A 24,316-nucleotide genomic window follows, 5' to 3' on the forward strand; every position below is an offset into this window, starting at 1 on the left:
CGCATGACCACGACTGCCGCGCGCCTGACAGCGCGTTTCGACGACGCACCGCTGACCCTGGTGGCACGCCACCGCCCGTTGGGCCTGGCCCTGTTGCTGCTGGTGGCCTTTGTCGTATTGCCCTGGCTGGGTAGCGATTATTGGCTCAATGCAATCCTTATCCCGTTCCTGGTGCTGTCACTGGCCGGCCTTGGCCTGAACCTGCTGACCGGCTACACCGGGCAGACCTCGGTGGGTGCGGCGGGCTTCATGGCGGTAGGGGCCTTTGCCACCTACGGCTTGCTGCTGCGCGTGCCGGGGCTGCCATTGCCGCTGGCGCTGCTGGGCGGTGGCCTGATCGCCGGGGTGGTAGGGCTGGTGTTCGGCCTGCCCAGTTCGCGCATCAAGGGTTTCTACCTGATGGTCACCACCCTGGCCGCGCAGTTCTTCCTGGAGTGGGTGTTCGCCAAGTTCCCGTGGTTCTACAACTACGCCTCGTCCGGCACCATCAGCGCGCCGCGCCTGGAACTGTTCGGGCATAACCTGGCCACGCCAGTAGGGCGTTACCTGCTGACCCTCAGTTGCGTGGTGGTACTGACCTGGGTGGCGGTCAACCTGGTGCGTAGCCAGGTGGGCCGTAACTGGATGGCGATCCGCGACATGGACACCGCCGCCGCTGTCATCGGCATCCAGGTGGAGCGCTACAAGCGCCTGGCCTTTGCCGTCAGCGCGTTCTACCTGGGCATTGCCGGGGCGCTGTGGGCTTTTGCCTACCTGGGCACGGCCAGCGCCGGCAGTTTCGACATCAACCGCTCATTCCAGATCCTGTTCATCATCATTATCGGCGGCATGGGCAGCATTGCCGGCAACTTCATTGGCGCGGCCTTCATCAGCCTTACGCCGATTTTGCTCAGCCATGCCGGGCAGTGGCTGTTCAACGGCCATGTCGATGCCGGGCAATTGCAGAACCTGCAGAAGATCCTGTTCGGCAGCCTGATCATCTGGTTCCTGATCAAGGAACCCGAGGGCCTGGTGCGCCTGCTGGGCAATCTGCGTGAACGCATTCGCGTCTGGCCGCTGCGCTTCTGAGCGATCCCACACCCATCAACAGCACCTTGACCCGGCCACGGGAAAGGAGGTTTCCAACCCTTCACTCAAAAGAACCGAACATGCGTAAAACCTTACGTCGCCACCTGCTCGCCAGCCTGTTCCTGCTGGGCGCGCCTACCTTGCTGCCGGCTGTTGCCGCAGCTGCCGGCAACCAGCAATTCGTGCCCATGGCCACTTACCGGGTCGGCGCCTATGCCTCCAGCGGGATCCCGTGGTGGGCCGGCGAAATCGACTACTTCCGCTACATCAACGAGGTGGAGGGCGGCATCAACGGCGTCAAACTCACCTGGCAGGAATGCGAGACCGAGTGGAACGTCGACCGCATCGTCGAATGCTACGAGCGCTACAAGAACGGCCAGGACGGGGCGCCCACGGCGTTCTTCTTCACTCACAGCACGCCGGGTTCGTACGCGTTGATGGAGAAGGGCGCAGCCGACCGCATTCCGTTGATCGACGGTGCCGGTGGGCGTACCGAGTCCACCGATGGCAGCGTGTTCCCCTATGCCTTCCCGCTGTTGCTGAACTACTACGGCCAGGCTTCGGTGGGCATCAACTACATCGCTGAACGCGAAGGTGGTTTCGACAAGCTCAAGGGCAAGAAGATCGTCACCGTCTACCACGACTCGGCGTATGGCCGCGAAACCCAGGCGCCGATGCAATTGCTGGCGCAGAAGTATGGCTTCGAAAACATCCAGATCCCGGTGGCCGACCCGGGCAATGAGCAGTCGGCGCAGTGGCGCCAGGTACGCCAGTTGAAACCGGACTGGGTGTTCCTGCGCACCTGGGGCGTGTCGACCCCGGTCGGCATCAAGACGGCGGCACGTTTCGGCATCCCGGTCGATCACATCATCGGTGACGTCTGGGCCGGCTCCGAGGCCGATGTAATCCCGGCCGGCACTGCGGCCAAGGGCTATCAGGCGCTGGCGCCGTTCCCGGGCGGCAGCGACTTTGCCATCCACCAGCGTCTGCGCCAGCACATCCTCGATACCGGCAAGAGCGACCTCAAGGACCCGAGCTACTTCGGCAAGGTGTACTACAACATCGGCCTGATCAACGCCGCCATTGCCGTCGAGGCGTTGCGCACGGCTCAGGCCAAGTTCGGCAACCGCCCGCTCAACGGCGAAGAGGCGCGCTGGGGCTTCGAGCACCTGAACATCGACGCGGCACGGCTCAAGGCCATTGGCTTTGAAGGCTTGCTGCCGCCACTGAAGCTTTCCTGCTCCGACCACGAAGGCGGCGGCGCGGCACGCGTGCAGCAGTGGGACGGCGAGAAATGGGTACTGGTGACCGACTGGGTGCAGGCCGACCGCGCCACCTTGCGCCCGTTGATCGAGGCCAAATCGGCCGCCTACGCCAAGGAAAAAGGCATCACGCCGCGCGATTGCTCCAGCGAGCAGTGAACACTCAACAACAGATCAGGGAAATCACCATGTACGTACCTTTCAAACGCTACGGCGCCGCCCTCGGCCTGGCACTGGGCCTTGCCTCGGCCTGGCAGCCGGTGGCCCAGGCCGCCAGCAACGAACAGTTCTTCCCGTTGGCCACCTACCGGGTTGGCGCTTACGCCTCCAGTGGCATTCCGGTATGGGCCGGGATGATCGACTACCTGCGCTACATCAACGAGGTCGAAGGCGGCATCAATGGCGTCAAGCTGGTCTGGCAGGAATGCGAAACCGAATGGACGGCCGAGAAGGGCATCGAATGCTATGAGCGCTTCAAGAATGGCCTGAACGGTGCGCCGGTGGCGTTGTATCAGCCTAACGGCGCACCGGCGGCCTACGCCCTGGCGGAAAAGGCCGAGGCCGACAAGATCCCGCTGATTACCCTGGGCTATGGCCGCACCGAAGCCACCGATGGCCGGGTGTTCCCCTACAACTTCCCGGTGATGCTGACCTTCTACAGCGAGGCCTCGGCGTTCATCAACTACGTGGCCGAGCGCGAGGGCGGGCTGGACAAGCTCAAGGGCAAAAAGATTGCCACCGTCTACCACGACTCCGCCTATGGCCGCGAAACCCAAGGGCCAATGGCGCTGCTGGCGCAGAAATACGGCTTCGAGAATATCCAGATACCGGTGGCCGACCCGGGCAATGAACAGGCCGGCCAATGGCGCCAGGTGCGCCAGCAGAAGCCGGACTGGGTGTTCTTGCGTACCTGGGGGGTGTCCACGCCGGTAGCGATCAAGACGGCGGCACGTTTCGGCTTCCCGGTAGACCGCATCGTCGGCGACATCTGGGCCAGCTCCAACGAAGACGTGCTGCCGGCGGGCGAGGCCGGCAAGGGGTATCTGGCATTGACGCCCTATCCCGGCGGCGCCGATTTCGACATTCACCAGCGCATCCGCAAGTACATCGTCGACACCGGCAAGAGCGACCTCAAAGACCCGAAAAGCTTCGGCAGCGTGTACTACAACTCTGGCCTGGTGAACGCGGCCATCGCCGTCGAGGCCATCCGCGCCGGGCAGAAGAAGTTCGGCAACCGCCCACTGACTGGCGAGGAAGGGCGCTGGGGCCTGGAGCACCTGGACCTGGGCGATGCCCGTCTGAAGGAAATCGGCTTCCTTGGCCTGATGCAGCCGCTGAAGCTGTCGTGCAGCGACCATGAAGGGGGTGGCGCGGCCAAGGTGCAGCAGTGGGATGGCCAGAAGTGGACGCTGGTGACCGACTGGGTACAGGCCGACCGCGCCACCCTGCGCCCGCTGATCGATGCCAAGGCAGGCGAGTTTGCCCGTGAGAAAGGTGTTACCCCCCGCGAATGCGCCAAAGACGAGGCCGCCCCATGACCCACAGCCCGCTTGCTGCCGAGCGTGCCCACGCGCTATTGGGCGTGCAGGATATCGAAGTGATCTACGACGGCGCGATCCTGGCCGTGGCCGGGGTTTCCCTGCGGGTCGGGCAGGGCGACATCGTCGCCTTGCTGGGCGCCAACGGGGCTGGCAAAAGCACCACGCTAAAGGCCATTTCCGGGTTGTTGCAGGCTGACCGCGCGCGGGTCAGCCGTGGGCACATCCACTTCCAGGGCCAGGACACCGCCGGCATTGCTGCCAACCGCCTGGCGGCCCAAGGCATTGTGCATGTGCTGGAGGGGCGGCACGTGTTCGCCCACCTCACGATCGAGGAAAACCTGCGTACCGGGGGCTTTCTGCGCAAGCCGGCACGGCGCGAACTGGAGCAGGCGCTGGAGCGCATCTACGCCTGGTTCCCGCGTTTGAAAACCAAGCGCAAGACCCAGGCCGGGCTGACCTCGGGTGGCGAGCAGCAGATGCTGGCCATCGGCCGTGCGCTGATGACCCAGCCACGGCTGGTGCTGCTGGACGAGCCGTCCATGGGGCTGGCGCCGATCATCGTCGAAGAAATCTTCGACATCGTCGCCCAGCTCAATGCCAAGGAAGGCATGAGTTTTCTGGTGGCCGAGCAGAACATCAACGTCGCCCTGCGCCATGCCGACTATGCCTACATCCTGGAGAACGGGCGAGTGGCGGGTGAGGGGGCTGCTGCGGAGTTGGCTGCGCGCGAAGACCTGCAACATTTCTACCTGGGAGGGAAGGCTGGCTAAACACTCTGCTGCTGAGCACGATCTTTTGTAGGAGCGGCCTTGTGTCGCGAAAGGGCCGCAACACGGCCCCAGCCATTTCTGCCGTGACGCTGAAATCTGGGGGCCGCTTTGCGGCCCTTTCGCGACACAAGGCCGCTCCTACACGCGTCTTCTGCAACCTTCTGTATGAAGTGCAACAGCAACTGAACAATTTGCCTGCAAAACACATTTTTCCGAGCCGGAAAATATTCGTAACTATCTGAAAAATATAGATTTTACGTATGGCACAGTTATTGGAATAGCAGAGCGTCCCCGCCCCGGCGGGGTTATCCAACTCATAAGGACGTTCTGCCATGCGCTCGCGCAACTACCCACCCGTCACCCTCGCCCTGGCCATCGGCCTGACCACGCCGGCATTCGCCGAAGACGAAGGTTTTCTCGACGGCACTCAACTACAAATCATCAACCGCAACTATTACTTCAGCCAGGACTACCGCAACGGCGATTTCACCCGTAACCCCAACACCGGCGACCGCCAGAGCCAGCACCGCGAATGGGGCCACGGCATCATCGCCAACCTGCAGTCGGGGTTCACCCAGGGCACGGTCGGTCTTGGCCTGGACGTGCAAGGCCTGGTCGGGCTGAAGCTGGACGGTGGCAATGGCACGGTGGGCAATGGTGTAGGGGTGCCGGGCATCGTTTCGCGCTCGGGTAGCAACTTCGATGGCGAGCCCAAGGATGCCTACGGCAAGGTCGGCGTAGCGCTGAAAGCGCGCGTGCGGGACACCGAACTGCGCTACGGCGATGTCAGCCCGACCAGCCCGGTGCTGCATGCCAGTGACATCCGCCTGCTGCCGCAGACCCTGCGCGGTTTCATGTTCAACGACCACTCACTGCAAGGCCTGAGCCTGCAGGGCGGCAAGCTGGAGTCCAGCAGTGACCGCAACGCCAGCAACCACCGTGGCGACCTTGGCACCGTGTACGCCGGGCGACTGAAGGGCGCCAATGACGTGGTGTACCTGGGTGGCGACTACCGCTTCAACGACCAGCTGAACCTGCGCCTGCACGCCAGCCGGCTGGAAGATGTATGGAACCAGCAGTTCTTCAACGTCGACTATGTACAGCCGCTGGGCGACAGCCTGACCCTGAAAACAGGCCTGGATTACTACCGCACCCGCGACAGCGGCCAGGCGCTGGCCGGCAAGATCGACAACGATTCATGGAGCGTGCATGCCGGGGTCAACGCAGGCGGGCATGGCCTCAAGCTGTCGTATACGCGCATCGATGGTGACACGCCGTTCGACTATGTATGGAACACCTACGACATCCAGCTGGACGCGGCATCGCAGGTATCCGACTTCAACAACCCCAACGAACGGGCCTGGGAAGCGCGCTACGACTACAACTTCGCTGTGCTCGGCCTGCCTGGCCTGTCGCTTACCGCCCGCTATGTGCGCGGCAGCGATATCGATGGCACCCGCGCGGGCGGCGCCTACAGCTACTACAGCGGCATCGAGGATGGCCGCCACTGGGAGCGCAACCTGTGGGTGCGCTACGTGGTGCAGGGCGGGCCGGCCAAGAATCTGTCGTTCAACGTGATGCAAGCCACCCACCGGGTAGGCGGCGGCCATACCGCCGAGGCCAACGTCGACGAGTTGCGGGTGATTGTCGAGTACCCGCTGGACATCAGCCTTTGAGTGGCCCCGGCGAACTGTTCGCGGGGCAACAGACAATCTGCAGTTTGTCGGCCTAGGGGCTTTTCGAGTGCCTGGATAATTAGCCTAACTATATGAATTAAAAGGTTTTTTAAGGTTGGCACAGGTTCTGCTCAACAGCTGTGGAACCTGTTACGCATGGAGCAGCACATGACGACCCTTTCACCCGCATCCAGCCTGCCTGCGCAGGCCCGTTCGGCGCCACGGCGCGCCGCCCATGTCATCCGCAGCGATGCCGAAGCCATCGAAGTCGCGCAGCGCCTGGCCGAGGAATTTGCCCAGGAGGCTGCCCTTCGTGACCGTGAGCGGCGCTTGCCGTGGGATGAGCTTGATCGCTTTTCCGACAGCGGCCTTTGGGCAATCACCGTGCCCAAGGAGTACGGTGGCGCGGGCGTGTCCTACGCCACGCTCAGCGAAGTGATTGCAACCATTTCGGCGGCCGATTCGTCCCTCGGCCAGCTGCCGCAAAACCACTTTGGTGTACTCAGCAACCTGCGCCTGACCGGCAGCGAAACGCAGAAGCGTGACTACTTCGCCAAGGTGCTGCAGGGCTACCGCTTCGGCAATGCGTTTTCCGAGTCGCGTGGCCAGTACGTGACCACCTTCCAGACGCAAATCCGCTTCAACGGTGACAGCGCCGTGGTCGACGGCGAGAAGGCGTACTGCACCGGCGCCTTGTTTGCCCATATCGTTCCTGTTGCTGGCGTTGATGAAGAAGGGCGACCGCATATCGCCTTTGTCCCGCGTGATGCCGCAGGCCTCACCGTGATCGACAGTTGGGACGGCTTTGGCCAGCGCATCACCGCCAGTGGCCAGGTGCGCCTCGACGGCGTGCGGGTTCCGGCGGGCGATGTGATACCGGCCTGGAAGGCCTACGACCAGCCCACCGCCGATGGCCCGATCTCGCAGATAATCCAGGCTGCGGTGGACACCGGTATCGCCCGTGGCGCTTTCGCCGCGACCTTGCAAGTGGCCCGCCAGGCAAGGCCGTGGGCCGACAGTGGCCTGCAGCATGGCTGGCAGGACCCGTTGAGCCATGCGCTGATCGGCGAACTGGCCTGGCGCCTGCAGGCAGCCGAAGCCATTTTGCGTCGTGCGGCGCAGGCCGTGGACCTGGCGGTTGCCCAGCCTGACGAAGAGCGCGTGGCACAAGCCTCGGTGGTGGTCGGCCAGGCCAAGGTGCTGTCCACGGCGATTTCGCTGGAGGCTTCCAGCCGCCTGCTGGAACTGGGCGGTACGCGCAGTGTCTCGGCCAGCCGGGGGCTGGACCGCTTCTGGCGCAATGCCCGCACCCACACCCTGCATGACCCGGTGCGCTGGAAGTACCACCTGGTCGGTAACCAGTTGCTTAACGGCATCAAGCCGCAACGTCACGCCTGGAACTGAGGAGGCGCACATGTCCAATACCCATTCCCACGGCCGGAACGACCTGGCCTATGCCCGTCAGGTGGAAGCGGCCCTGCTTGAGTTCTTGCGTGACCGCAATGCCCGCCACGAAACCCTGGTGATTGCCACGGCGGGTGAGGTGCGCATCGCCATTGATGCGGCCGATGCATTGCTGGAGCGGGCCGATGATTCGCAGGCGGCGGCGATTGCTTTTCGTTTGGCGGCTGCTGAAGGGGCTCGGCTAGCTGGCGAGGCTTACTTCGAGTTGGCCGGTCGTAGCCTGGTGCGGCCTGAGGTGAGTGGTGGTGAGCCTGTGCTGGCAACCCAACGGCGGTTGTTGGGGGATCACTACCTCAATGGTGCGGCGTTGGCCGACGGCTTGGGTTAGCTGCTGATAGTGCCGGGGCCGCTTTGCGGCCCATCGCCGGCAAGCCAGCTCCCACAGGGGATGTGCAGGTCTTCAGTATTGTGCAGCCCCTGTGGGAGCTGGCTTGCCGGCGATGGGCTGCGCAGCAGCCCCAATGCGGTTACTCAGGACTGCTTGGCCCCCCCACCAATCTGCCACACATACGGTGGCTCGGTCCCGTTCACATGCCAGTCGCCGACAATGCGCTCCTTGTAGATCACCGGGTTGTGCGAAGCCGCCGTGCGGGCGTTGCGCCAGTGGCGGTCGAGTTGACGGCTGGTGCTGGTGGTGGAAGCACCCAGGGCATTGAACAGGTCGCTGGTGGCACGCAGCACCAGGTCGATGGCCGCCACTTGGGCTTGAGCCGACTCCAGTTCGGCCAGCACATTGGCCTGCTGCTCTGCGGCGGGGTCATTGGCAAAGCGTGCCAGGTAAGCCTGTTGGCTAGCCTCGGCAGCGCGCAGGGTCGCGGCTTCGGCGGCATACACCTGGCCCGAGGCCTTGCCGATCACTTGCAATACCTGTGGGTCCTCGCTGACTGCCGCGCCGTTGCCGTGGCTGAACACCCGGGCGCGCTTACGGGTCTCGTGGCTGAAATCCCGCACGGCGGCACGCCCGGAACCGGTAATCACGGCCAGCAGCACCAGTTGGTAGAACGCGGTCTGGTATTTGAAGCGGGTGGCGAAGTCGATGATGTTCTCTTCCTCGACCACGGCATTTTCGAACACCGAGGTACCGCTGCCGGTGGTGCGCTGTCCGAATCCGTCCCAATCGTCGCTCTGGCGGATGCCGGGTTGTTGGGTGCGGATGGCTGCGATCACGTCGGCCCCGGTGTCGTCGCGGCGGGCGAACAGGTCGATCCAGTCGGAGAACAGGCTGCCGGTGCTGTAGTACTTGGTGCCGTTGACCACCCACTGTTCACCCTGACGTGAGACGCGGGTGATGACATCGCCAATCTTCACCGCGCCGATCTCGGTCCAGGCGCAGCCCACCAGGTCACCCGCAACGAAGCGTTTGAACCACACATCCTGTGGCGCGCTGGCATGGGCGTTGAGGCGGTCCTCGACGAAGGCGAAATGGCCGCGCAGGGCCTGGGGCACATTGGAGTCGGCTTCGGCCAGTTCGATCAACAACTGGAACAGCTGCGGCAACGAAGCGCCGCCACCGCCGTGCTCGACCGGTACGCGCACGGCACCAAAGCCGGCCTCCTTCAGCCAGCGGATCGGTTCGTGGGGCAGGGTGCGGTTGCGTTCGCGTTCCACGCTGCTTTCGGCAATGCGCGTGAAGACGGGCCTGAAGCGTGCGGCGAGCGTGGCGTAGTCGGCACCGTTGGCGGGGACGGGCAGGTGTTGTTCGAGGGCAGTCATCGGAATACTCCAGGTACATGAAGGAGGGGTGTACCGGTGATTGCACAGGTCGTGCCGGTTGGTGGAACGACCGTGATACGGGGCTTGCGGCGTATACAAAGGATTTCTGGCTGTGGCGGGGTGGGGCAAGTTGTTGATTGGCTGTGGGCTGTGCAACAGCTGGCGGCTGTTGAAAAACCGTCTGGATTTCTTTGTAACGCCAGCTTCCCGGCACCGATTGCCTGATTTAATATACTTGCCAGTATAAATATTCGATGTGCACCTCTGCGAAAGGATTCATCATGTTGCGCCATGCCTTGTCCATCGCTCTGCCCGCCGCTGCCGTGCTGTTACTGGCGGCGTGCGGTCAGGAAGCCACACCACCCGCAGCGCCGCGCCCGGCGCTGGTGGTGCAGCCGCAGCCGGCTGAAGCCGCTGCCGACAGTTACCCCGGTGAAGTGCGTGCGCGCTTCGAGCCGGAGCTGGCTTTCCGCATTGGCGGCAAGGTCAGCAAACGCCTGGTCGAGGAGGGGCAGCGGGTCAAGGCCGATCAGCCGCTGGCTGAACTGGACCCGCAGGACGTGCGCCTGCAACTGGAAGCCAACCGCGCCCAACTGACAGCCGCCGAGGCCAACCTGGCACTGGTGCGCGCCGAGCGCGACCGCTACCAGAAACTGCTGGACCGGCAGATGGTCAGCCATTCCCAGTTCGATAACGCCGAAAACCTCTACCGTGCCGGCCTCGCCCGCGTGAAGCAGGCCAAGGCCGAATTCGACGTGGCCGGCAACCAGGCCGAATATGCCGTGCTGCGTGCCCCACAGGCCGGGGTGATCGCCAAGCGCCAGGTTGAAGTGGGCCAGGTGGTCGCCGCCGGGCAGACCGTGTTCACCCTGGCCGCCGATGGCGAACGGGAAGTGGCCATCGGCCTGCCGGAGCAGCAGTTCGCCCGCTTTGCCGTGGGCCAGCCGGTCAGCGTGGAGCTGTGGTCGCACCCGCAGGAACGCTTCCAGGGGCGTATCCGCGAATTGTCACCTGCGGCCGACCCACGCTCGCGCACCTTCGCTGCGCGTATCGCCTTTACCTCAGCCGCTGCTCCGGCGGAGCTGGGCCAGAGCGCCCGGGTGTTCATTGCCCATGAGGGGCTGATCCCGCTGTCGGTACCGCTGTCGGCGGTTACCGCAGAAAACGGTCAGGCGTATGTATGGCGGGTCAACAAGGACAGCCATCTGGAGCGGGCCGTGGTGCGCCTTGGCGCCTATGGCAGCGACAGCGTGCCAGTGCTCGAAGGCCTTGCCCCGGGCGACTGGGTGGTCGCCGCCGGCGGTCATGTGCTGCGCAAGGGCCAGGAGGTTCGCCCTGTGGACCGCAGCAACCGTGTAGTGAACCTGACGGCCAAGGAGTAAGTCCCGATGGTTTTCAACCTTTCTGCCTGGGCGCTGCGCAACCGCCAGATCGTCCTGTTCCTGATGATCCTGCTGGCGGCCATTGGCGCCATGTCCTACACCAAGCTGGGCCAGAGCGAAGACCCGCCGTTCACCTTCAAGGCCATGGTCATCCGTACCCTGTGGCCTGGTGCCAGCGCCGAGGAAGTGTCGCGCCAGGTTACCGAGCGCATCGAGAAGAAGCTGATGGAAACCGGCGAGTACGAGAAGATCGTCTCGTTCTCACGCCCCGGCGAATCGCAGGTCACCTTCATGGCCCGCGACTCGCTGCATTCCAAGGACATCCCCGAGCTGTGGTACCAGATCCGCAAGAAGGTCGCGGACATCCGTCACACCTTGCCACCGGAAATCCAGGGCCCGTTCTTCAACGACGAGTTCGGCACCACCTTCGGTAATATCTATGCGCTGACCGGTGAGGGCTTCGACTACGCGGTGCTCAAGGATTACGCCGATCGCATCCAGATCCAGCTGCAGCGGGTCAAGGATGTGGGCAAGGTCGAGCTGGTCGGCCTGCAGGACGAGAAAATCTGGATCGAGCTGTCCAACCTCAAGCTGGCCACCCTTGGCGTGCCACTGCAGGCGGTGCAACAGGCCCTGCAGGAGCAGAACGCGGTGAGCACCGCCGGCTTCTTCGAAACACCCAGCGAGCGCCTGCAACTGCGGGTGAGCGGGCGCTTCGACAGTGTCGAGCAGATTCGCCAGTTCCCCATCCGCGTGGGTGACCGCACCTTCCGCATCGGCGATGTCGCCGAGGTGCACCGTGGCTTCAACGACCCGCCCGCGCCGCGCATGCGCTTCATGGGTGAGGATGCCATTGGCCTGGCCGTGTCGATGAAGGACGGTGGCGATATTCTGGTGTTGGGCAAGGCCTTGGAAGGCGAATTCGAGCGCCTGGCGCGCAGCCTGCCGGCCGGCATGGAGCTGCGCAAGGTGTCGGACCAGCCAGCGGCGGTCAAGGCCGGCGTGGGTGAGTTCGTGCAGGTGCTGGTCGAGGCCCTGGTCATCGTGCTGCTGGTGAGCTTCTTCTCGCTGGGCCTGCGCACCGGCCTGGTGGTGGCGCTGGCCATCCCGCTGGTGCTGGCCATGACCTTCGCCGCCATGCATTACTTCGGCATCGGCTTGCACAAGATCTCCCTCGGCGCGTTGGTGCTGGCGCTGGGCTTGCTGGTGGACGACGCGATCATTGCCGTGGAGATGATGGCGATCAAGATGGAGCAGGGCTACGACCGCCTCAAGGCGGCCAGCTATGCCTGGAGCAGCACGGCCTTCCCGATGCTCACCGGTACATTGATCACCGCAGCGGGCTTCTTGCCCATCGCCACGGCTGCCTCCAGCACCGGCGAATACACCCGCTCGATCTTCCAGGTGGTGACCATCGCGTTGCTGACTTCATGGGTGGCGGCGGTGGTGTTCGTGCCTTACCTGGGCGAGCGCCTGCTGCCAGATCTGGCCAAGTTGCATGCCGCACGCCACGGCAAGGACGGCCACGCGCCAGACCCTTACGCCACACCGTTCTACCAGCGTGTGCGGCGAGTAGTGGAGTGGTGCGTGCGGCGGCGCAAGACCGTGATCCTGCTGACCATCGCTGCCTTTGTCGGCAGCATCCTGCTGTTCCGTTTCGTGCCCCAGCAGTTCTTCCCGGCCTCCGGGCGCCCGGAGCTGATGGTTGACCTGAAGCTGGCTGAAGGGGTTTCGCTGGCCAATACCGTCGAGCGGGTCAAACAGTTGGAGGCGCTGCTCAAGCAGCAGGACGGTATCGACAACTACGTGGCCTATGTAGGCACTGGCTCGCCACGCTTCTACCTGCCGCTGGACCAGCAGCTGCCGGCCGCCAGCTTTGCCCAGTTCGTGGTGCTGGCCAAGTCGATGGAGGACCGCGAGCGCCTGCGCAGCTGGCTGATCAGCACCGTGGACCAGCAATTCCCCGACCTGCGCGCCCGCGTTACGCGCCTGGAAAACGGCCCGCCCGTGGGCTACCCGGTGCAGTTCCGGGTGACCGGCGAACACATCGAGAAGGCCCGTGCGCTGGCGCGTGAAGTGGCTGACAAGGTGCGGGAGAACCCGCATGTGGTCAACGTGCACCTGGACTGGGAAGAACCGAGCAAGGCGGTGTTCCTGGAGATTGACCAGGACCGCGCCCGTGCCCTGGGCGTGAGTACCGCGCACTTGTCCAGCTTCCTGCAAAGCTCGCTAACCGGTACTACGGTCAGCCAGTACCGCGAAGACAACGAGCTGATCGAGATTCTGCTGCGCGGCACACAGCAGGAACGCGGCGAACTGGGCAACCTCGGTAGCCTGGCATTGCCCACCGATAACGGCCAGAGCGTGGCGCTGTCGCAGGTAGCCACCCTGGAATACGGCTTCGAGGAGGGCATTATCTGGCACCGCAACCGCTTGCCGACCGTGACCGTGCGTGCCGATATCTACGACAAGGAGCAACCGGCCACGCTGGTGAAGCAGATCGAGCCAACCCTGCGTGACATCCGCGCCAAGCTGCCGGATGGCTACCTGCTGGAGGTCGGCGGTACGGTCGAGGACTCCGAGCGCGGTCAGAAGTCGGTCAACGCCGGCATGCCGTTGTTCGTGGTGGTGGTGCTGAGCTTGCTGATGATCCAGCTGCGCAGCTTCTCGCGCACGGTGATGGTGTTCCTCACCGCACCGCTTGGGCTGATTGGCGTCACCCTGTTCCTGCTGGTGTTCCGCCAGCCGTTCGGCTTTGTCGCCATGCTCGGCACCATTGCCCTGGCGGGGATGATCATGCGCAACTCGGTGATTCTGGTGGACCAGATCGAGCAGGACATCGCGGCGGGCATGGAGCGCTGGCAGGCAATCATCGAAGCCACGGTGCGGCGCTTCCGCCCGATTGTGCTGACCGCGCTGGCGGCGGTGCTGGCGATGATTCCGTTGTCACGTAGCGTGTTCTACGGGCCGATGGCGGTGGCGATCATGGGTGGGTTGATCGTGGCCACGGTGTTGACCCTGTTGTTCCTGCCGGCGTTGTATGCGGCGTGGTTCAGGGTGAAGAAAACCTGAAGACCGCAGGGGAGGGCTTTGCCCTCCTTTCGCGACACAAGGCCGCTCCTACAGACGATCGCATACCCATGAAGTATCGCGTTCCGGTGTAGGAGCGGCCTTGCGTCGCGAAAGGGCTGCAAAGCAGCCCCCGGGGCTATCACAGGGCGCCGAATACCTTCTTGGCCAGGCTGGTAGCTGCCTGGGCCGGGTTCTGGCGAATGCTCTGCTCCTGCTTGCCAATCATCTCGAACAGGCCATCCAGCGCTTTCTCGGTCACGTAGTTCTCGATGTTGGCGTCATCTTTGACCAGCCCAAGGCCTTTGGCCTGTGCGGCAAAGGCATTGTACTGCTGCGCCACGCCAACCTTGTCGGTAGCTTGCTTCACAATCGGCAGGAACTTGGCGCGGATCTGCTCGCGGCTGCTCTTGTTCAGGTACTGGGTGGCCGAGTCGTCACCGCCGCTGAGGATGCCTTTGGCATCGGTCACGCTCATGTTCTTCACGGCATCCACCAGAATTGCCTGGGCCTGCGGCACGGCAGCTTCGGCAGCCTTGTTCATGCTGGTTTCCAGGGCTTCGACCTGTTCACCTTTGCCGAACATCTTCATCGCCTTGGCGGCTTTGCCCAGGTTGCCCGGCAATTCGATGCGCACGTCCGGGTTGTTGCTGAAACCGCCCGGGGTGCTCAGTTGCTTGACGGCCAGTTGCGCGCCTTGGGTCAGGGCATCTTTCAGGCCGCCGGTGGCGTCTTTCTGGGTCAGGTCACCCAGCGACAGGGCCAGGGCACTGGCCGACAGCAGCAGGCCGGCGCACAGGGTGGTGAAACGCAGGGAGGTGCGGATCATGAAGCTTTCCTTGTAAACAGATAGAGGCGGGTATCAGCGAACCTGGTCGACCTTGATGCGTACAGATTTCGGGTCGCTGCCGTCGAGCATCACACCATGGTGCTCGGTACTGATAAACAGCAGTTTGCCATCCAGCTCGATGCGCGCACTCACCGAATAGCGGTGGCCGGGCTTGACCTGTGCAGGGTCGTAGGTGAGGTGGAACGGCAGCGGCACGTTGCCTTTGACCGGGCCGGCCTGGCGGGCCAGGGTCACGGCAGGGGCGTCCATCAGCGAAACATCCTGCAGTTCCACGCTTAAGGTAGCGGCAGGCGGCAGGGCAATACGCTGCAGGTAGAAGACTTCACCGTCCAGGCTGGCCTGGGTGGATGGGGTTTGGCTGGAACAGGCTGCGAGCAGGGATGCGCAACACAGCATAAAGAGTTTTTTCATGGAGTCTCCGGTGTCCTTGGCGTTGGCTTGTGGCCAACCCCAGGGACTTTAGCGGATTTTCCCGGCAGATAAAGCGTTAGATGGTCGAAGTTTCCAGGCCATCGTCACGGTGCAGGGCCACTTGGCGGATCGACAGGCGTAGCTCCGCCGACAACACACGCTTGGCCACGCCCTCGGCCAGTTCGCCGAGCTTGTCGTGGTAACCCAGCTTGCCTTGAGCGTCGGCATGCAGCACGCCTTGCTCAAGCAGGGTCTGGATGAAGTGGCGGAACAGCGTTTTGTCGAAGAACTCCGGGGCATTCAGGCCATGCAGGATCGACAGGCGTTGGGCCATCATCACGCACAGGTCTTCCAGCGCCTCGGCGCTGAGGCTGTTCTGCCCGTTGTTGAGCAGCAGCGAAGTGGCCATGTAGAACCGCTGCAGGGTCTGGGTAATGGTGCGGGCGAGCAGGGTCAGCAACACGAACTGCCGCGAGCTGGGCGCCGGGCGTACATAAACATCGCCGTCCAGGCGCAGCAGGCCTTGCTCCACCAGCGCGGCCAGCCATTGGTCGATCACTTCGTCCAGCTGCTCTGGCGTCCAGCGCAAGAACAGTTCGGCCTGCAGGTACGGGTACAACGCATGCACATATTGGCCCAGCAATTCGCGGCTCATGCGCGAGCTGCTGAGGAAGAAGCTGGCCAGCAGCGCCGGCAGGGCGAAGATGTGCAGCACGTTGTTGCGGTAGTAGGTCATCAGGACCGCATTGCCTTCATCCAGGTACAGGATGCGGCCTAGGGCGTCCTTCTGTTCGGCCACCAGGTTCATGCTGCGCACATGCTCGATCAGCGCCTGGCCGTCGCCGTCGGGCAGGGTGGTATGGGGCGAGTAGGGCACTTGGCGCAGCAGGGCCAGGTACAGGTCCAGTACGCGGGTCAGGGCGCGTTCGTCCAGGGCCAGGCGGCTGGTGGACAGCAGCGCCAGGGCCACCAGGTTGACCGGGTTGATGGCAGCCGCTTCGTTCAGATGACGGGCCACGGTTTCACCCAGGCGGGTGGTGGTAGCGCTGAGCCATTCCGGGCGGTACTGCGGGCCATGGTCTTGCTCACGCCAGCCGGGCTGCTGTTCGTCGAGGAAGCCGGCCAGACGGATCGGCTCGCCGAAGTTGACGTAAACCTGGCCAAAGCGCTGCTTGAGCGCGCCAAACACCTTGAAGATGTCGAACACCGACTCCTTCTTCTTGCTGGCGCCGCGCAGTTCGCCCAGGTAGGTGCGGCCTTCGAGTACGCGCTCGTAGCCGATGTACACCGGCACGAACACGATCGGCGTGCGCGACGAGCGCAGGAAACTGCGCAGGGTAATGGCCAGCATCCCGGTACGTGGTTGCAGCATGCGCCCGGTACGCGAGCGGCCGCCTTCAACGAAGTACTCGACCGGGAAGCCCTTGGTGTACAGGGTGTGCAGGTACTCGTTGAACACGGCGGTGTACAACGGGTTGCCCTTGAACGTGCGGCGCATGAAGAACGCACCGCCACGGCGCAGCAGGTTGCCCACTACCGGCATGTTGAGGTTGATGCCCGCAGCCACGTGCGGCGGGGTGAGGCCGTTGCGGAACAGCAGATACGACAGCAGCAGGTAGTCGATGTGGCTGCGGTGGCACGGCACGTAGATCACTTCGTGGCCGGGGGCGATGCCCTGCACGTGCTCGATGTGGTTGACCTTGATGCCGTCGTAGATCTTGTTCCAGAACCAGCTCAGCACCACTTCGAGGAAGCGGATGGCGGTGTAGGTGTAGTCCGAGGCGATCTCGTTGCCATAGCGCAGCGCCTGGGCTTCGGCCTTGGCCAGCGGCAGGTTTTCGCGCTGTGCCTCGTCGACGATGGCCTGGCGCACTTGCGGTGCGTGCACCAGGCCTTTGACCAGGTTGCGCCGGTGCGAGATGTCCGGGCCGATGACCGCCGTCTTGAGGTTGCGAAAATGCACGCGCATCAGGCGTTGGGCCATGCGCACGGTGCGCTCGTGCCCCTTGTTGTGCTGCACCAGTTCGCGCAGGTGGATAGGCGCGGAGAACTGCACCCGGGTCTTGCGCCCCAGAATCAATACGGTCAGCAGCCGGCGCAGGCGCCCGGTAACCGCCCAGCTGTCGGCGAACAACAGCTTCCACGGGCTGGATTCACTGGCCGGGGTCTGGCCCCAGAACACGCTGACGGGAATGATCTGCGCATCTTCCTCGGCATGCTGGGTGACGGCAGCGACCAGGCGTTCAAGCGTTGGTGGCGCGCCGCGTTTGTCCTGGCGGCCCAGCCAGTCCGGGTCGGGGGTGAGGTAGAAGAACCCGGCCGGCTCCTGCAGTGGGCCCACGGCTACCGGCAATACCGGGCGCGGCAGCCCCGCTTTGGTGCATTCGTGGTCGAGCACGGCCAGGTCGGTGAGCGCGGGCGACGGCAGCGCATAGAACACCGGGCGGCTGCGGTCGAGGTTGAGGGACATGGACGACTGGTTGATGGTCTCGGAGCGCACCCACAGGTACAACAGGCGACGCAGGCCGCCGAAGATCAGGCGGTGCAGGGGGGAACGGGTCATGGGGTGTGTGCCCTGGGTGTGATGTTCAGGTGAGTATCCAGCTAATTAGTCTGCCGTATCGGCGTAAGTTCAGCAAAAATCGGCCAACTGCGGGACCGTCATCAATTTTTTTTGTTCTGTGTCATATACTCGGCCTGCCACTTGCAGGATATTTCAGCAAGCGGCGTTGGCACGGGGCCGTGAGCTCATGCCTACAAGGCGATCTTCACAATAAAAATCCGGAGTAGTTCAGATGTCGTCTCGTGAGACTGGGAATGTAAAGTGGTTCAACGATGCCAAGGGTTATGGCTTCATTCAGCGCGAAGGTGGTGCGGATGTATTCGTCCACTATCGGGCGATCCGCGGTGAGGGGCATCGTACCCTGGTCGAAGGGCAGCGCGTGGAATACGCCTGCGTGCAGGGCCAGAAAGGCCTGCAAGCCGAAGACGTAGTAGGGCTCTGAGCCTCAAGCTGTAAGCCTCAAGCTGCAAGTGACCGTGTACTTGCAGCCTGATGCGATCCCTCTTGAAGCTTGCAGCTTAAAGCTTGCTGCTCAAGAAGTACGCCAGGTGATTTCCTCTTCACCGTCGGCGCTGATGCGGACCCAGCGGTCGGCATCTTCTTCCCCGTCTTCCTCTACCCAGCCACCCGGCGCGCAGCGCACTTCCACACCCAGTGCGGCGAAGGCGGCGCGGGCGCAGGCGACATCATCAGCCCATGGCGTCTGGTCGCTTTCCAGGTACAGGCTGTTCCATTTCCCTACAGCCTTGGGTAACCAGGTGACCGGAATGTTACCGGCCTGGCATTTGAAGGTATGACCTTTCTGCTTCCATTCGCTGCACGGGCCGATTGCCTGGGCGAGCCACTCGGCAATCTGCTTGTGGTCGACGTCGGCGTCCTTCAGGTAGATCTCGATATCAGGTTGGCGCATAAGGGCTCCGGGTGTGCTCAGTCTTGGCGCACGAAATAGTCATAACGCATGGAAACCGTAACCTCGAACGGCTCGGCCTGGTCGATGACCAGCGCGCGTTTTTCGGCGCTGGCGCGCCAGCCGTGCGGGGTCATGGCCAGCAGGTCGGCGCGGGCCTTGGGTTCGGCCAGGCTCAGGCGGAACTCGAGGGTTTCGCTGTGGGCATGGGCCATGCCGTCGGGGACCAGGGCCAGGTGTTTGTCGTCGGCGTAAGGGCGTACTTCATCGTAGAGCACTTCGCGCAGTTCCATCAGGTGGCCGCTGGTAGGGCCGACCCGCATCAGGCCGCCGCCGGGGCTGAGCAGGCGCTTGGCCTCGGCCCAGTCCAGCGGGCTGAATACGCTGGCGATGAACTGGCAACTGGCGTCGGCCAAGGGCACGCGGGCCATGCTGGCAACCATCCAGGTGACCTCCGGTGCACGACGGCAGGCACGCTTGACCGCCTCGCGGGAAATGTCCAGCGCGTAACCGTCGGCGGCCGGCAGGGCCTGGGCGATCTGCGCGGTGTAGTAACCCTCGCCGCAGCCGATGTCCAGCCAGGCGCCGGGCTGGCGCTCGGCGGCAAGCTCGGCCAGGCGGCTGGCCACCGGGGCATAGTGCCCGGCATCGAGGAAGTCGCGACGGGCTTCGACCATGGCCTGGTTGTCACCCGGGTCGCGGCTGTTCTTGTGCTGTACCGGCAGCAGGTTCAGGTAACCCTGGCGGGCGCGGTCGAAGCGGTGGCCGGCCGGGCACACCACACCGTTGTCGAGCCGGCTCAGCGGCGCCTGGCAAAGGGGGCAGGCGAGCATCAGGCGAGCAACCGGACCAGGGTCTGGTAGTAGATTTCGGTCAGCAGGTCGAGGTCGCTGGCCAGAATCCGCTCGTCCACCTGGTGAATGGTGGCGTTGACCGGGCCCAGCTCGACCACCTGCGTACCCATGGTGGCGATGAAGCGGCCATCGGAGGTACCGCCGCTGGTGGACGGCTGGGTGTCGCGGCCGGTGACGCCCTTGATGCTGGCCGCCACAGCGTCCAGCAGTTCGCCCGGTTCGGTGAGGAATGGCAGGCCAGACAGCGCCCAGTCGATCGACCAGTCCAGTTCATGCTTGTCGAGAATCGCCGAGACGCGCGCCTGCAGGCCTTCGACGGTGGACTCGGTAGAGAAGCGGAAGTTGAACAGGGCAGTCAGCTCGCCCGGGACCACGTTGGTGGCGCCGGTGCCGGAATTGAGGTTGGAGATCTGGAAGCTGGTCGGCGGGAAGAACGCGTTGCCTTCGTCCCAGTGCTCGGCTGCCAGTTCCGCCAGGGCCGGGGCGGCCAGGTGGATCGGGTTGCGCGCCAGGTGCGGGTAGGCCACGTGGCCTTGCTTGCCGCGCACGGTCAGTTTGGCACCCAGCGAACCGCGACGGCCGTTCTTGACCACGTCACCCAGCAGGGTGGTGCTGGAGGGTTCGCCGACGATGCACCAGTCCAGGCGTTCGTTGCGCGCTTTCAGGCGTTCGACCACCGCCTTGGTGCCGTGGTGAGCCGGGCCTTCCTCGTCGCTGGTGATCAGGAAGGCGACCTTGCCACGGTGGTTCGGGTAGTCGTGCACGAAGCGCTCGCTGGCGATCACCATGGAGGCCAGGCTGCCCTTCATGTCGGCAGCGCCACGGCCGCAGAGCATGCCGTCGGCGTCGATCAGTGCTTCGAACGGTTCATGCTGCCATTGCTGCACCGGGCCGGTGGGCACCACGTCGGTGTGGCCGGCAAAGCACAGCACCGGGCCCTCCTGGGTGCCATGGGCGGCCCAGAAATTGTCGACGTCTTCAATGCGCATCGGCTCCAGCTGGAAGCCCACGGCGCCCAGGCGGTTCATCATCTGCGCCTGGCAATCGGCGTCGACGGGGGTGACCGAGGGGCGACGGATCAGGTCGCAGGCCAGTTGAAGGGTAGGCGAGAGCTCGGCAGGGGCCGTCATGGGGGACTCCGGGGCAAGGCAAGGCGGGGAAATCTGAGGGGCGTTATCTTATATCAAACTGAGGGGGCGGTGGGGCCGCGTTGCGGCCCCACAAGTCTCAAGCCTGTTGCGGTTCTGCGGCCTTTTCTGCCGGTTTGGGCAGCGAAGACAGCAAGGCCATCACCAACGCCGCTACATACGGCAACGACTGCACCAGCAGCATCGCCACCCAGAAGCGCATATCTGAGCTCGGCAGCCCCTGCACCAGGTAGATGCCCAACGCCGCGCCCCACAGCAGCAACATGATGAACAGCTCTTCGCGTGCTTCGGAAAGTGCCACCAGCAACCCATGGCTGTCGGCATTCTTCGGTGTGCGGAAGAACGGCATGCTGCTGGTGAAGAACCCGTACAGCACCGCCTTGGCGATGGTGTGCGACAGCGCCAGGCCGGCCAGCGCAGCGGCAAAGGCGTCCTTGAGGTTAACCCCCACCGCACGGCGATACAGGAAGATGATCTTGCCCACCTTGAAGAAGAACAGCGCCAGCGGCGGGATGGCGAAGATCATCAGCGGCGGGTCCACGCGGTGCGGGACGATGATCATCGCCGCCGACCACAGCAGCGCGCCAATGGTGAAGAAGATGTTCATGCCATCGGCAATCCAGGGCAACCAGCCGGCCAGGAAGTGATAACGCTGGCCGCGGGTCAGCTCGCTGTCCTTGCCACGCAGCAGGGCGCTGGCGTGGTGCTTGATGATCTGGATGGCGCCATAGGCCCAGCGGAAGCGCTGCTTCTTGAAGTCGATGAAGGTGTCAGGCATCAGGCCCTTGCCGTAGCTGTTGTGGGCGTAGGCCGCCGACAGGCCTTTTTCGAATACGCGCAGGCCCAGTTCGGCGTCTTCGCAGATGCACCATTCGGCCCAGCCCAGCTCTTCCAGCACCGTGCGCCGGGTCATGGTCATGGTGCCGTGCTGGATGATCGCGTCACGGTCGTTGCGGGTGACCATGCCAATGTGGAAAAAGCCTTTGTATTCGCTGTAGCACAGCTTCTTGAACGCGCTTTCGTGCTGGTCGCGGTAGTCCTGCGGCGACTGCACCACGGCAATTTTCGGGTCGGCGAAGTGCGGCACCATGTGCTTGAGCCAGTTGCGGTCGACGCAGTAGTCCGAGTCGATCACCGCGATCACTTCGGCGTCCTTGGCGGTGTGCGGGATCAGGTAGTTCAGCGCGCCCCCCTTGAAACCGGCCAGGGGCGCGACGTGGAAGAACTTGAAACGCTCGCCGAGCTTCTCGCAGTGGGCCTTTAGCGGCTCCCACACGGCAGGGTCCTTGGTGTTGTTATCGATCACCAGCACTTCGTAGTCGGGGTAGTCCAGTGCGGCCAAGGCATCGAGGGTCTGCTTAACCATCTCGGGCGGCTCGTTGTAGCACGGCACATGCACCGACACCTTGGGCCGGTAAGCGCTGTCGGCCTGCACCGGCAGGAACTCGCGGCGGCGCTTGTGTATCCATACCGCCTCGGCCAGCTCGTGGGCTTCGGTCAGCAGCACGATGAAAACGCCCAGCGCGCCAAGGGCCAGCAGCACGCCCACGGTCAGGCTGAACCAGGTGCTGTATTGCTGGCTGTAGTCGTAGGCGATCCACACCAGCACCGACCCGCACAGGAAGGTGATGAAAGTAAGGAAGGTGCGGCCGCGCTGGCGCAGGGCCGAGCCGTCGATGAACAGCACCATCAGGGCGATCATGGCCAGCACGACCGACGCCACGGCCAAAGCACGCCACTGCGGGATCGCCACCACCGGGCCGTCGAAGTTGAACTTTTGCTGGCGCTCGGCGTTGTACACGCCCCAGTAGGCGCCTACCGAGCCTTCATCGCTGGCCTTCCACGGCTGGTCATAGGCTTCGATGACGAAGTAGTTGTAGCCACGGCGGTTGAGGGTGTTGACCAGGGTACGCAGGTAGATGGCCTGGTCGGCCTGGGTGGCATCGGCACCCCCGCGCATGCGGCCGTTGCTCGGCCAGCCGACCTCTGACAGCAGCAGGGGTTTACGCGGGAACTGGTGCCGCAGTTCACGGGCACGGTCGAGCACGAACTCGACCGAATCCTTCATCGGCACGAACTCCCAGTAGGGCAGGATGTGCGCAGCAATCAGGTCGACGTGCTTGGCAATTTCCGGGTTTTCCTTCCAGATGTGCCATTGCTCACTGGTGGTCACGGGCACCTTCACAGCTGCACGCACGCGGTCCAGGTACTTGATCAGGTTTTCCGGGGTAACCTCTTCACGGAACAGCGCCTCGTTGCCGACCACGACCCGCACGACGCTGCGCGAGGTGTTGGCCAACTGGATGGCGGTGGCGATTTCGCGCTCGTTGCGCTCCAGGTCCGGGCTGATCCAGATGCCCAGCGTTACCCGCAGGCCGAATTCCTCGGCCAGGCGCGGGATGTCGGCCTGGGTGCCTTCTACGGTGTAGATGCGGATGCTGTCGGTCAGTTTGCTCAACTGCTCCAGGTCCTGGCGCATCTCGTCGTCAGTGGGGTACTGGCCTTTTTGCGGGCTTTCACCCAGGCGGAACGGCGAATACGAAAAGCCAGAGATCTGCTCTGGCCAGGCGGGTGCGGAAACCGGGCGGTTGATCAGTGCCCAGAACCCGGTGAACAACGCGGCGATGGCCAGGACCACGACCAGGTTCAGGCCGAATTTACGTGAAGACATTGTCGTCCATTTGTGTCGAAGTGATAGGACATTAAAGCAGGGTTGGCAGTGTCTTTCCTAACGATGCAGGCCATGGGCCGGCTGGCATATAATGCGCGCCGGTTTTTTGGGGTATGAAGATGAGCACAGAAGATCCACGCTTCGCCGGCGTTGCCCGGTTATACGGCGACCAAGGGCTGCAGCGCCTGGGCCAGGCCCATGTGGCTGTGGTCGGGATTGGCGGGGTAGGCTCGTGGGTGGCTGAAGCGCTGGCCCGTAGCGGCGTGGGCGAAATCACCCTGTTCGACCTGGACGATGTGTGCGTCAGCAACACCAACCGCCAGGCCCATGCCCTGGAAGGCCAGGTGGGGCGGCCCAAGGTCGAGGTCATGGCCGAGCGCCTGCGGGCGATCAACCCGGCGTGCACGGTGCATGCGGTGGCCGACTTCGTTACCCGCGAGACCATGGTCGAGTACATTACCGAAAACCTCGACTGCGTGATCGACTGCATCGACAGCGTCATGGCCAAGGCGGCGCTGATCGCCTGGTGCCGTCGGCGCAAGATCGCCATCGTCACCACCGGTGGTGCCGGTGGGCAGATCGACCCCACGCAAATCCAGATTGCCGACCTGAACAAGACCTTCAACGACCCGCTGGCTTCGCGGGTGCGTTCCACCTTGCGTCGCGATTACAACTTCTCGCGCAATGTCAGCCGCAACTATGGCGTGCCGTGCGTGTTCTCCAGCGAGCAGCTGCGCTACCCCAAGGGTGATGGCAGTGTTTGCTTGCAGAAGAGTTTCGTGGGGGAGGGGGTGCGGCTGGATTGCTCGGGAGGTTTTGGCGCGGTGATGATGGTGACCGCGACCTTTGGCATGGTGGCGGCGAGCAAGGCGATCGAGAAGCTGGTGGCCGGCGCGCGGCGGCCTTCGGAGCGGGTCAAACCTGAGTAAATACTTTCAAGCCGACTCGCTCCTACAGGGTGCAGCGT

Annotated in this window: 19 protein-coding genes; 11 read left to right on the top strand and 8 right to left on the bottom strand. The window is 63.7% G+C overall.

Annotated elements, in window-relative coordinates; translation table 11 throughout:
* Positions 1 to 3 precede the first annotated feature (3 nt).
* The 7 genes from QQ992_RS05905 to QQ992_RS05935 all read left to right on the top strand — a co-directional run bounded on the left by QQ992_RS05905 (position 4) and on the right by QQ992_RS05935 (position 8,109).
* On the top strand, positions 4 to 1,068 hold the full coding sequence (locus QQ992_RS05905) for a branched-chain amino acid ABC transporter permease (protein ID WP_025753727.1): 1,065 nt from the start codon (positions 4 to 6) through the stop codon (positions 1,066 to 1,068).
* An 80-nt stretch (positions 1,069 to 1,148) separates the two neighbouring features.
* The gene (locus QQ992_RS05910; RefSeq protein ID WP_286112581.1) at positions 1,149 to 2,489 is read left to right on the top strand and encodes an ABC transporter substrate-binding protein; all 1,341 of its coding nucleotides are present in this window, start codon (positions 1,149 to 1,151) and stop codon (positions 2,487 to 2,489) included.
* Positions 2,490 to 2,518: 29 nt separating this feature from the next.
* On the top strand, positions 2,519 to 3,868 hold the full coding sequence (locus tag QQ992_RS05915; RefSeq protein ID WP_286112583.1) for an ABC transporter substrate-binding protein: 1,350 nt from the start codon (positions 2,519 to 2,521) through the stop codon (positions 3,866 to 3,868).
* Positions 3,865 to 4,641, top strand: coding sequence for an ABC transporter ATP-binding protein (locus QQ992_RS05920; protein WP_286112585.1), 777 nt, complete (start codon positions 3,865 to 3,867; stop codon positions 4,639 to 4,641). Before QQ992_RS05915 ends, QQ992_RS05920 begins: the two co-directional genes overlap by 4 nt.
* A 332-nt stretch (positions 4,642 to 4,973) precedes the next feature.
* Positions 4,974 to 6,317 carry an OprD family porin gene (locus tag QQ992_RS05925; RefSeq protein ID WP_286112586.1) on the top strand — a complete coding sequence of 448 codons (1,344 nt, stop codon included), beginning with the start codon at positions 4,974 to 4,976 and terminating at the stop codon, positions 6,315 to 6,317.
* Between the two features lie 168 nt (positions 6,318 to 6,485).
* Positions 6,486 to 7,721 (top strand): SfnB family sulfur acquisition oxidoreductase, encoded by a 1,236-nt coding sequence (locus tag QQ992_RS05930; protein ID WP_286112588.1) that lies wholly within the window; start codon positions 6,486 to 6,488, stop codon positions 7,719 to 7,721.
* Between the two features lie 10 nt (positions 7,722 to 7,731).
* Positions 7,732 to 8,109: a hypothetical protein gene (locus QQ992_RS05935; RefSeq protein ID WP_286112589.1), complete on the top strand. Its 378-nt coding sequence runs from the start codon at positions 7,732 to 7,734 to the stop codon at positions 8,107 to 8,109.
* A gap of 143 nt (positions 8,110 to 8,252) precedes the next feature.
* On the opposite strand, the gene QQ992_RS05940 is transcribed toward QQ992_RS05935, so the two are convergent.
* Complete coding sequence (locus tag QQ992_RS05940) at positions 8,253 to 9,494, bottom strand: acyl-CoA dehydrogenase family protein (RefSeq protein ID WP_286112590.1); 1,242 nt, start codon at positions 9,492 to 9,494, stop codon at positions 8,253 to 8,255.
* A 281-nt stretch (positions 9,495 to 9,775) separates the two neighbouring features.
* Here QQ992_RS05940 and QQ992_RS05945 point away from each other — a divergent pair, with 281 nt between their 5' ends.
* Complete coding sequence (locus QQ992_RS05945; protein WP_286112592.1) at positions 9,776 to 10,876, top strand: efflux RND transporter periplasmic adaptor subunit; 1,101 nt, start codon at positions 9,776 to 9,778, stop codon at positions 10,874 to 10,876.
* A gap of 6 nt (positions 10,877 to 10,882) precedes the next feature.
* On the top strand, positions 10,883 to 13,948 hold the full coding sequence (locus QQ992_RS05950) for an efflux RND transporter permease subunit (protein ID WP_286112594.1): 3,066 nt from the start codon (positions 10,883 to 10,885) through the stop codon (positions 13,946 to 13,948).
* 139 nt (positions 13,949 to 14,087) lie between these two features.
* Here the strand turns inward: QQ992_RS05950 and QQ992_RS05955 are convergent, their stop codons facing one another.
* The 3 genes from QQ992_RS05955 to plsB form a co-directional block, all read right to left on the bottom strand.
* Positions 14,088 to 14,774, bottom strand: coding sequence for a DUF4197 domain-containing protein (locus QQ992_RS05955; RefSeq protein WP_060497341.1), 687 nt, complete (start codon positions 14,772 to 14,774; stop codon positions 14,088 to 14,090).
* Positions 14,775 to 14,807: 33 nt separating this feature from the next.
* Positions 14,808 to 15,206, bottom strand: coding sequence for a YbaY family lipoprotein (locus tag QQ992_RS05960; protein ID WP_105946813.1), 399 nt, complete (start codon positions 15,204 to 15,206; stop codon positions 14,808 to 14,810).
* A 76-nt stretch (positions 15,207 to 15,282) separates the two neighbouring features.
* Complete coding sequence (gene plsB / locus QQ992_RS05965; protein WP_286112597.1) at positions 15,283 to 17,769, bottom strand: glycerol-3-phosphate 1-O-acyltransferase PlsB; 2,487 nt, start codon at positions 17,767 to 17,769, stop codon at positions 15,283 to 15,285.
* A 232-nt stretch (positions 17,770 to 18,001) separates the two neighbouring features.
* Between plsB and QQ992_RS05970 the strand changes: the two genes are divergently transcribed.
* The gene (locus QQ992_RS05970; protein WP_003252255.1) at positions 18,002 to 18,211 is read left to right on the top strand and encodes a cold-shock protein; all 210 of its coding nucleotides are present in this window, start codon (positions 18,002 to 18,004) and stop codon (positions 18,209 to 18,211) included.
* 90 nt (positions 18,212 to 18,301) lie between these two features.
* Here the strand turns inward: QQ992_RS05970 and QQ992_RS05975 are convergent, their stop codons facing one another.
* The 4 genes from QQ992_RS05975 to QQ992_RS05990 form a co-directional block, all read right to left on the bottom strand.
* Positions 18,302 to 18,679, bottom strand: coding sequence for a hypothetical protein (locus QQ992_RS05975; RefSeq protein ID WP_016712948.1), 378 nt, complete (start codon positions 18,677 to 18,679; stop codon positions 18,302 to 18,304).
* Between the two features lie 17 nt (positions 18,680 to 18,696).
* Positions 18,697 to 19,509, bottom strand: a complete 813-nt coding sequence (locus QQ992_RS05980; protein WP_286112598.1) for a putative RNA methyltransferase — start codon at positions 19,507 to 19,509, stop codon at positions 18,697 to 18,699.
* Positions 19,509 to 20,660: a succinyl-diaminopimelate desuccinylase gene (gene dapE / locus QQ992_RS05985; protein ID WP_286112599.1), complete on the bottom strand. Its 1,152-nt coding sequence runs from the start codon at positions 20,658 to 20,660 to the stop codon at positions 19,509 to 19,511. The genes QQ992_RS05980 and dapE overlap by 1 nt, the downstream gene beginning before the upstream one ends.
* Before the next feature lie 97 nt (positions 20,661 to 20,757).
* Positions 20,758 to 23,349, bottom strand: a complete 2,592-nt coding sequence (locus QQ992_RS05990) for a glycosyltransferase (RefSeq protein WP_286112601.1) — start codon at positions 23,347 to 23,349, stop codon at positions 20,758 to 20,760.
* A 119-nt stretch (positions 23,350 to 23,468) separates the two neighbouring features.
* Here QQ992_RS05990 and tcdA point away from each other — a divergent pair, with 119 nt between their 5' ends.
* Entirely contained in the window at positions 23,469 to 24,278 is an 810-nt protein-coding gene (gene tcdA, locus QQ992_RS05995; RefSeq protein ID WP_177410277.1) for a tRNA cyclic N6-threonylcarbamoyladenosine(37) synthase TcdA, read from the top strand.
* The last annotated feature ends 38 nt before the right edge of the window (positions 24,279 to 24,316 follow it).

The organism is Pseudomonas kurunegalensis (assembly GCF_030291635.1).
Classification (GTDB): Bacteria; Pseudomonadota; Gammaproteobacteria; order Pseudomonadales; family Pseudomonadaceae; genus Aquipseudomonas; species Aquipseudomonas monteilii.

Excerpts from the sequence above, each read along its gene's own strand:
- QQ992_RS05905 (WP_025753727.1), top strand. The coding sequence starts at position 4 with ATGACCACGACTGCCGCGCGCCTGACAGCGCGTTTCGACGACGCACCG.
- QQ992_RS05910 (WP_286112581.1), top strand. The coding sequence starts at position 1,149 with ATGCGTAAAACCTTACGTCGCCACCTGCTCGCCAGCCTGTTCCTGCTG.
- QQ992_RS05915 (WP_286112583.1), top strand. The coding sequence starts at position 2,519 with ATGTACGTACCTTTCAAACGCTACGGCGCCGCCCTCGGCCTGGCACTG.
- QQ992_RS05920 (WP_286112585.1), top strand. The coding sequence starts at position 3,865 with ATGACCCACAGCCCGCTTGCTGCCGAGCGTGCCCACGCGCTATTGGGC.
- QQ992_RS05925 (WP_286112586.1), top strand. The coding sequence starts at position 4,974 with ATGCGCTCGCGCAACTACCCACCCGTCACCCTCGCCCTGGCCATCGGC.
- QQ992_RS05930 (WP_286112588.1), top strand. The coding sequence starts at position 6,486 with ATGACGACCCTTTCACCCGCATCCAGCCTGCCTGCGCAGGCCCGTTCG.
- QQ992_RS05935 (WP_286112589.1), top strand. The coding sequence starts at position 7,732 with ATGTCCAATACCCATTCCCACGGCCGGAACGACCTGGCCTATGCCCGT.
- QQ992_RS05940 (WP_286112590.1), bottom strand. The coding sequence starts at position 9,494 with ATGACTGCCCTCGAACAACACCTGCCCGTCCCCGCCAACGGTGCCGAC.
- QQ992_RS05945 (WP_286112592.1), top strand. The coding sequence starts at position 9,776 with ATGTTGCGCCATGCCTTGTCCATCGCTCTGCCCGCCGCTGCCGTGCTG.
- QQ992_RS05950 (WP_286112594.1), top strand. The coding sequence starts at position 10,883 with ATGGTTTTCAACCTTTCTGCCTGGGCGCTGCGCAACCGCCAGATCGTC.
- QQ992_RS05955 (WP_060497341.1), bottom strand. The coding sequence starts at position 14,774 with ATGATCCGCACCTCCCTGCGTTTCACCACCCTGTGCGCCGGCCTGCTG.
- QQ992_RS05960 (WP_105946813.1), bottom strand. The coding sequence starts at position 15,206 with ATGAAAAAACTCTTTATGCTGTGTTGCGCATCCCTGCTCGCAGCCTGT.
- plsB (WP_286112597.1), bottom strand. The coding sequence starts at position 17,769 with ATGACCCGTTCCCCCCTGCACCGCCTGATCTTCGGCGGCCTGCGTCGC.
- QQ992_RS05970 (WP_003252255.1), top strand. The coding sequence starts at position 18,002 with ATGTCGTCTCGTGAGACTGGGAATGTAAAGTGGTTCAACGATGCCAAG.
- QQ992_RS05975 (WP_016712948.1), bottom strand. The coding sequence starts at position 18,679 with ATGCGCCAACCTGATATCGAGATCTACCTGAAGGACGCCGACGTCGAC.
- QQ992_RS05980 (WP_286112598.1), bottom strand. The coding sequence starts at position 19,509 with ATGCTCGCCTGCCCCCTTTGCCAGGCGCCGCTGAGCCGGCTCGACAAC.
- dapE (WP_286112599.1), bottom strand. The coding sequence starts at position 20,660 with ATGACGGCCCCTGCCGAGCTCTCGCCTACCCTTCAACTGGCCTGCGAC.
- QQ992_RS05990 (WP_286112601.1), bottom strand. The coding sequence starts at position 23,349 with ATGTCTTCACGTAAATTCGGCCTGAACCTGGTCGTGGTCCTGGCCATC.
- tcdA (WP_177410277.1), top strand. The coding sequence starts at position 23,469 with ATGAGCACAGAAGATCCACGCTTCGCCGGCGTTGCCCGGTTATACGGC.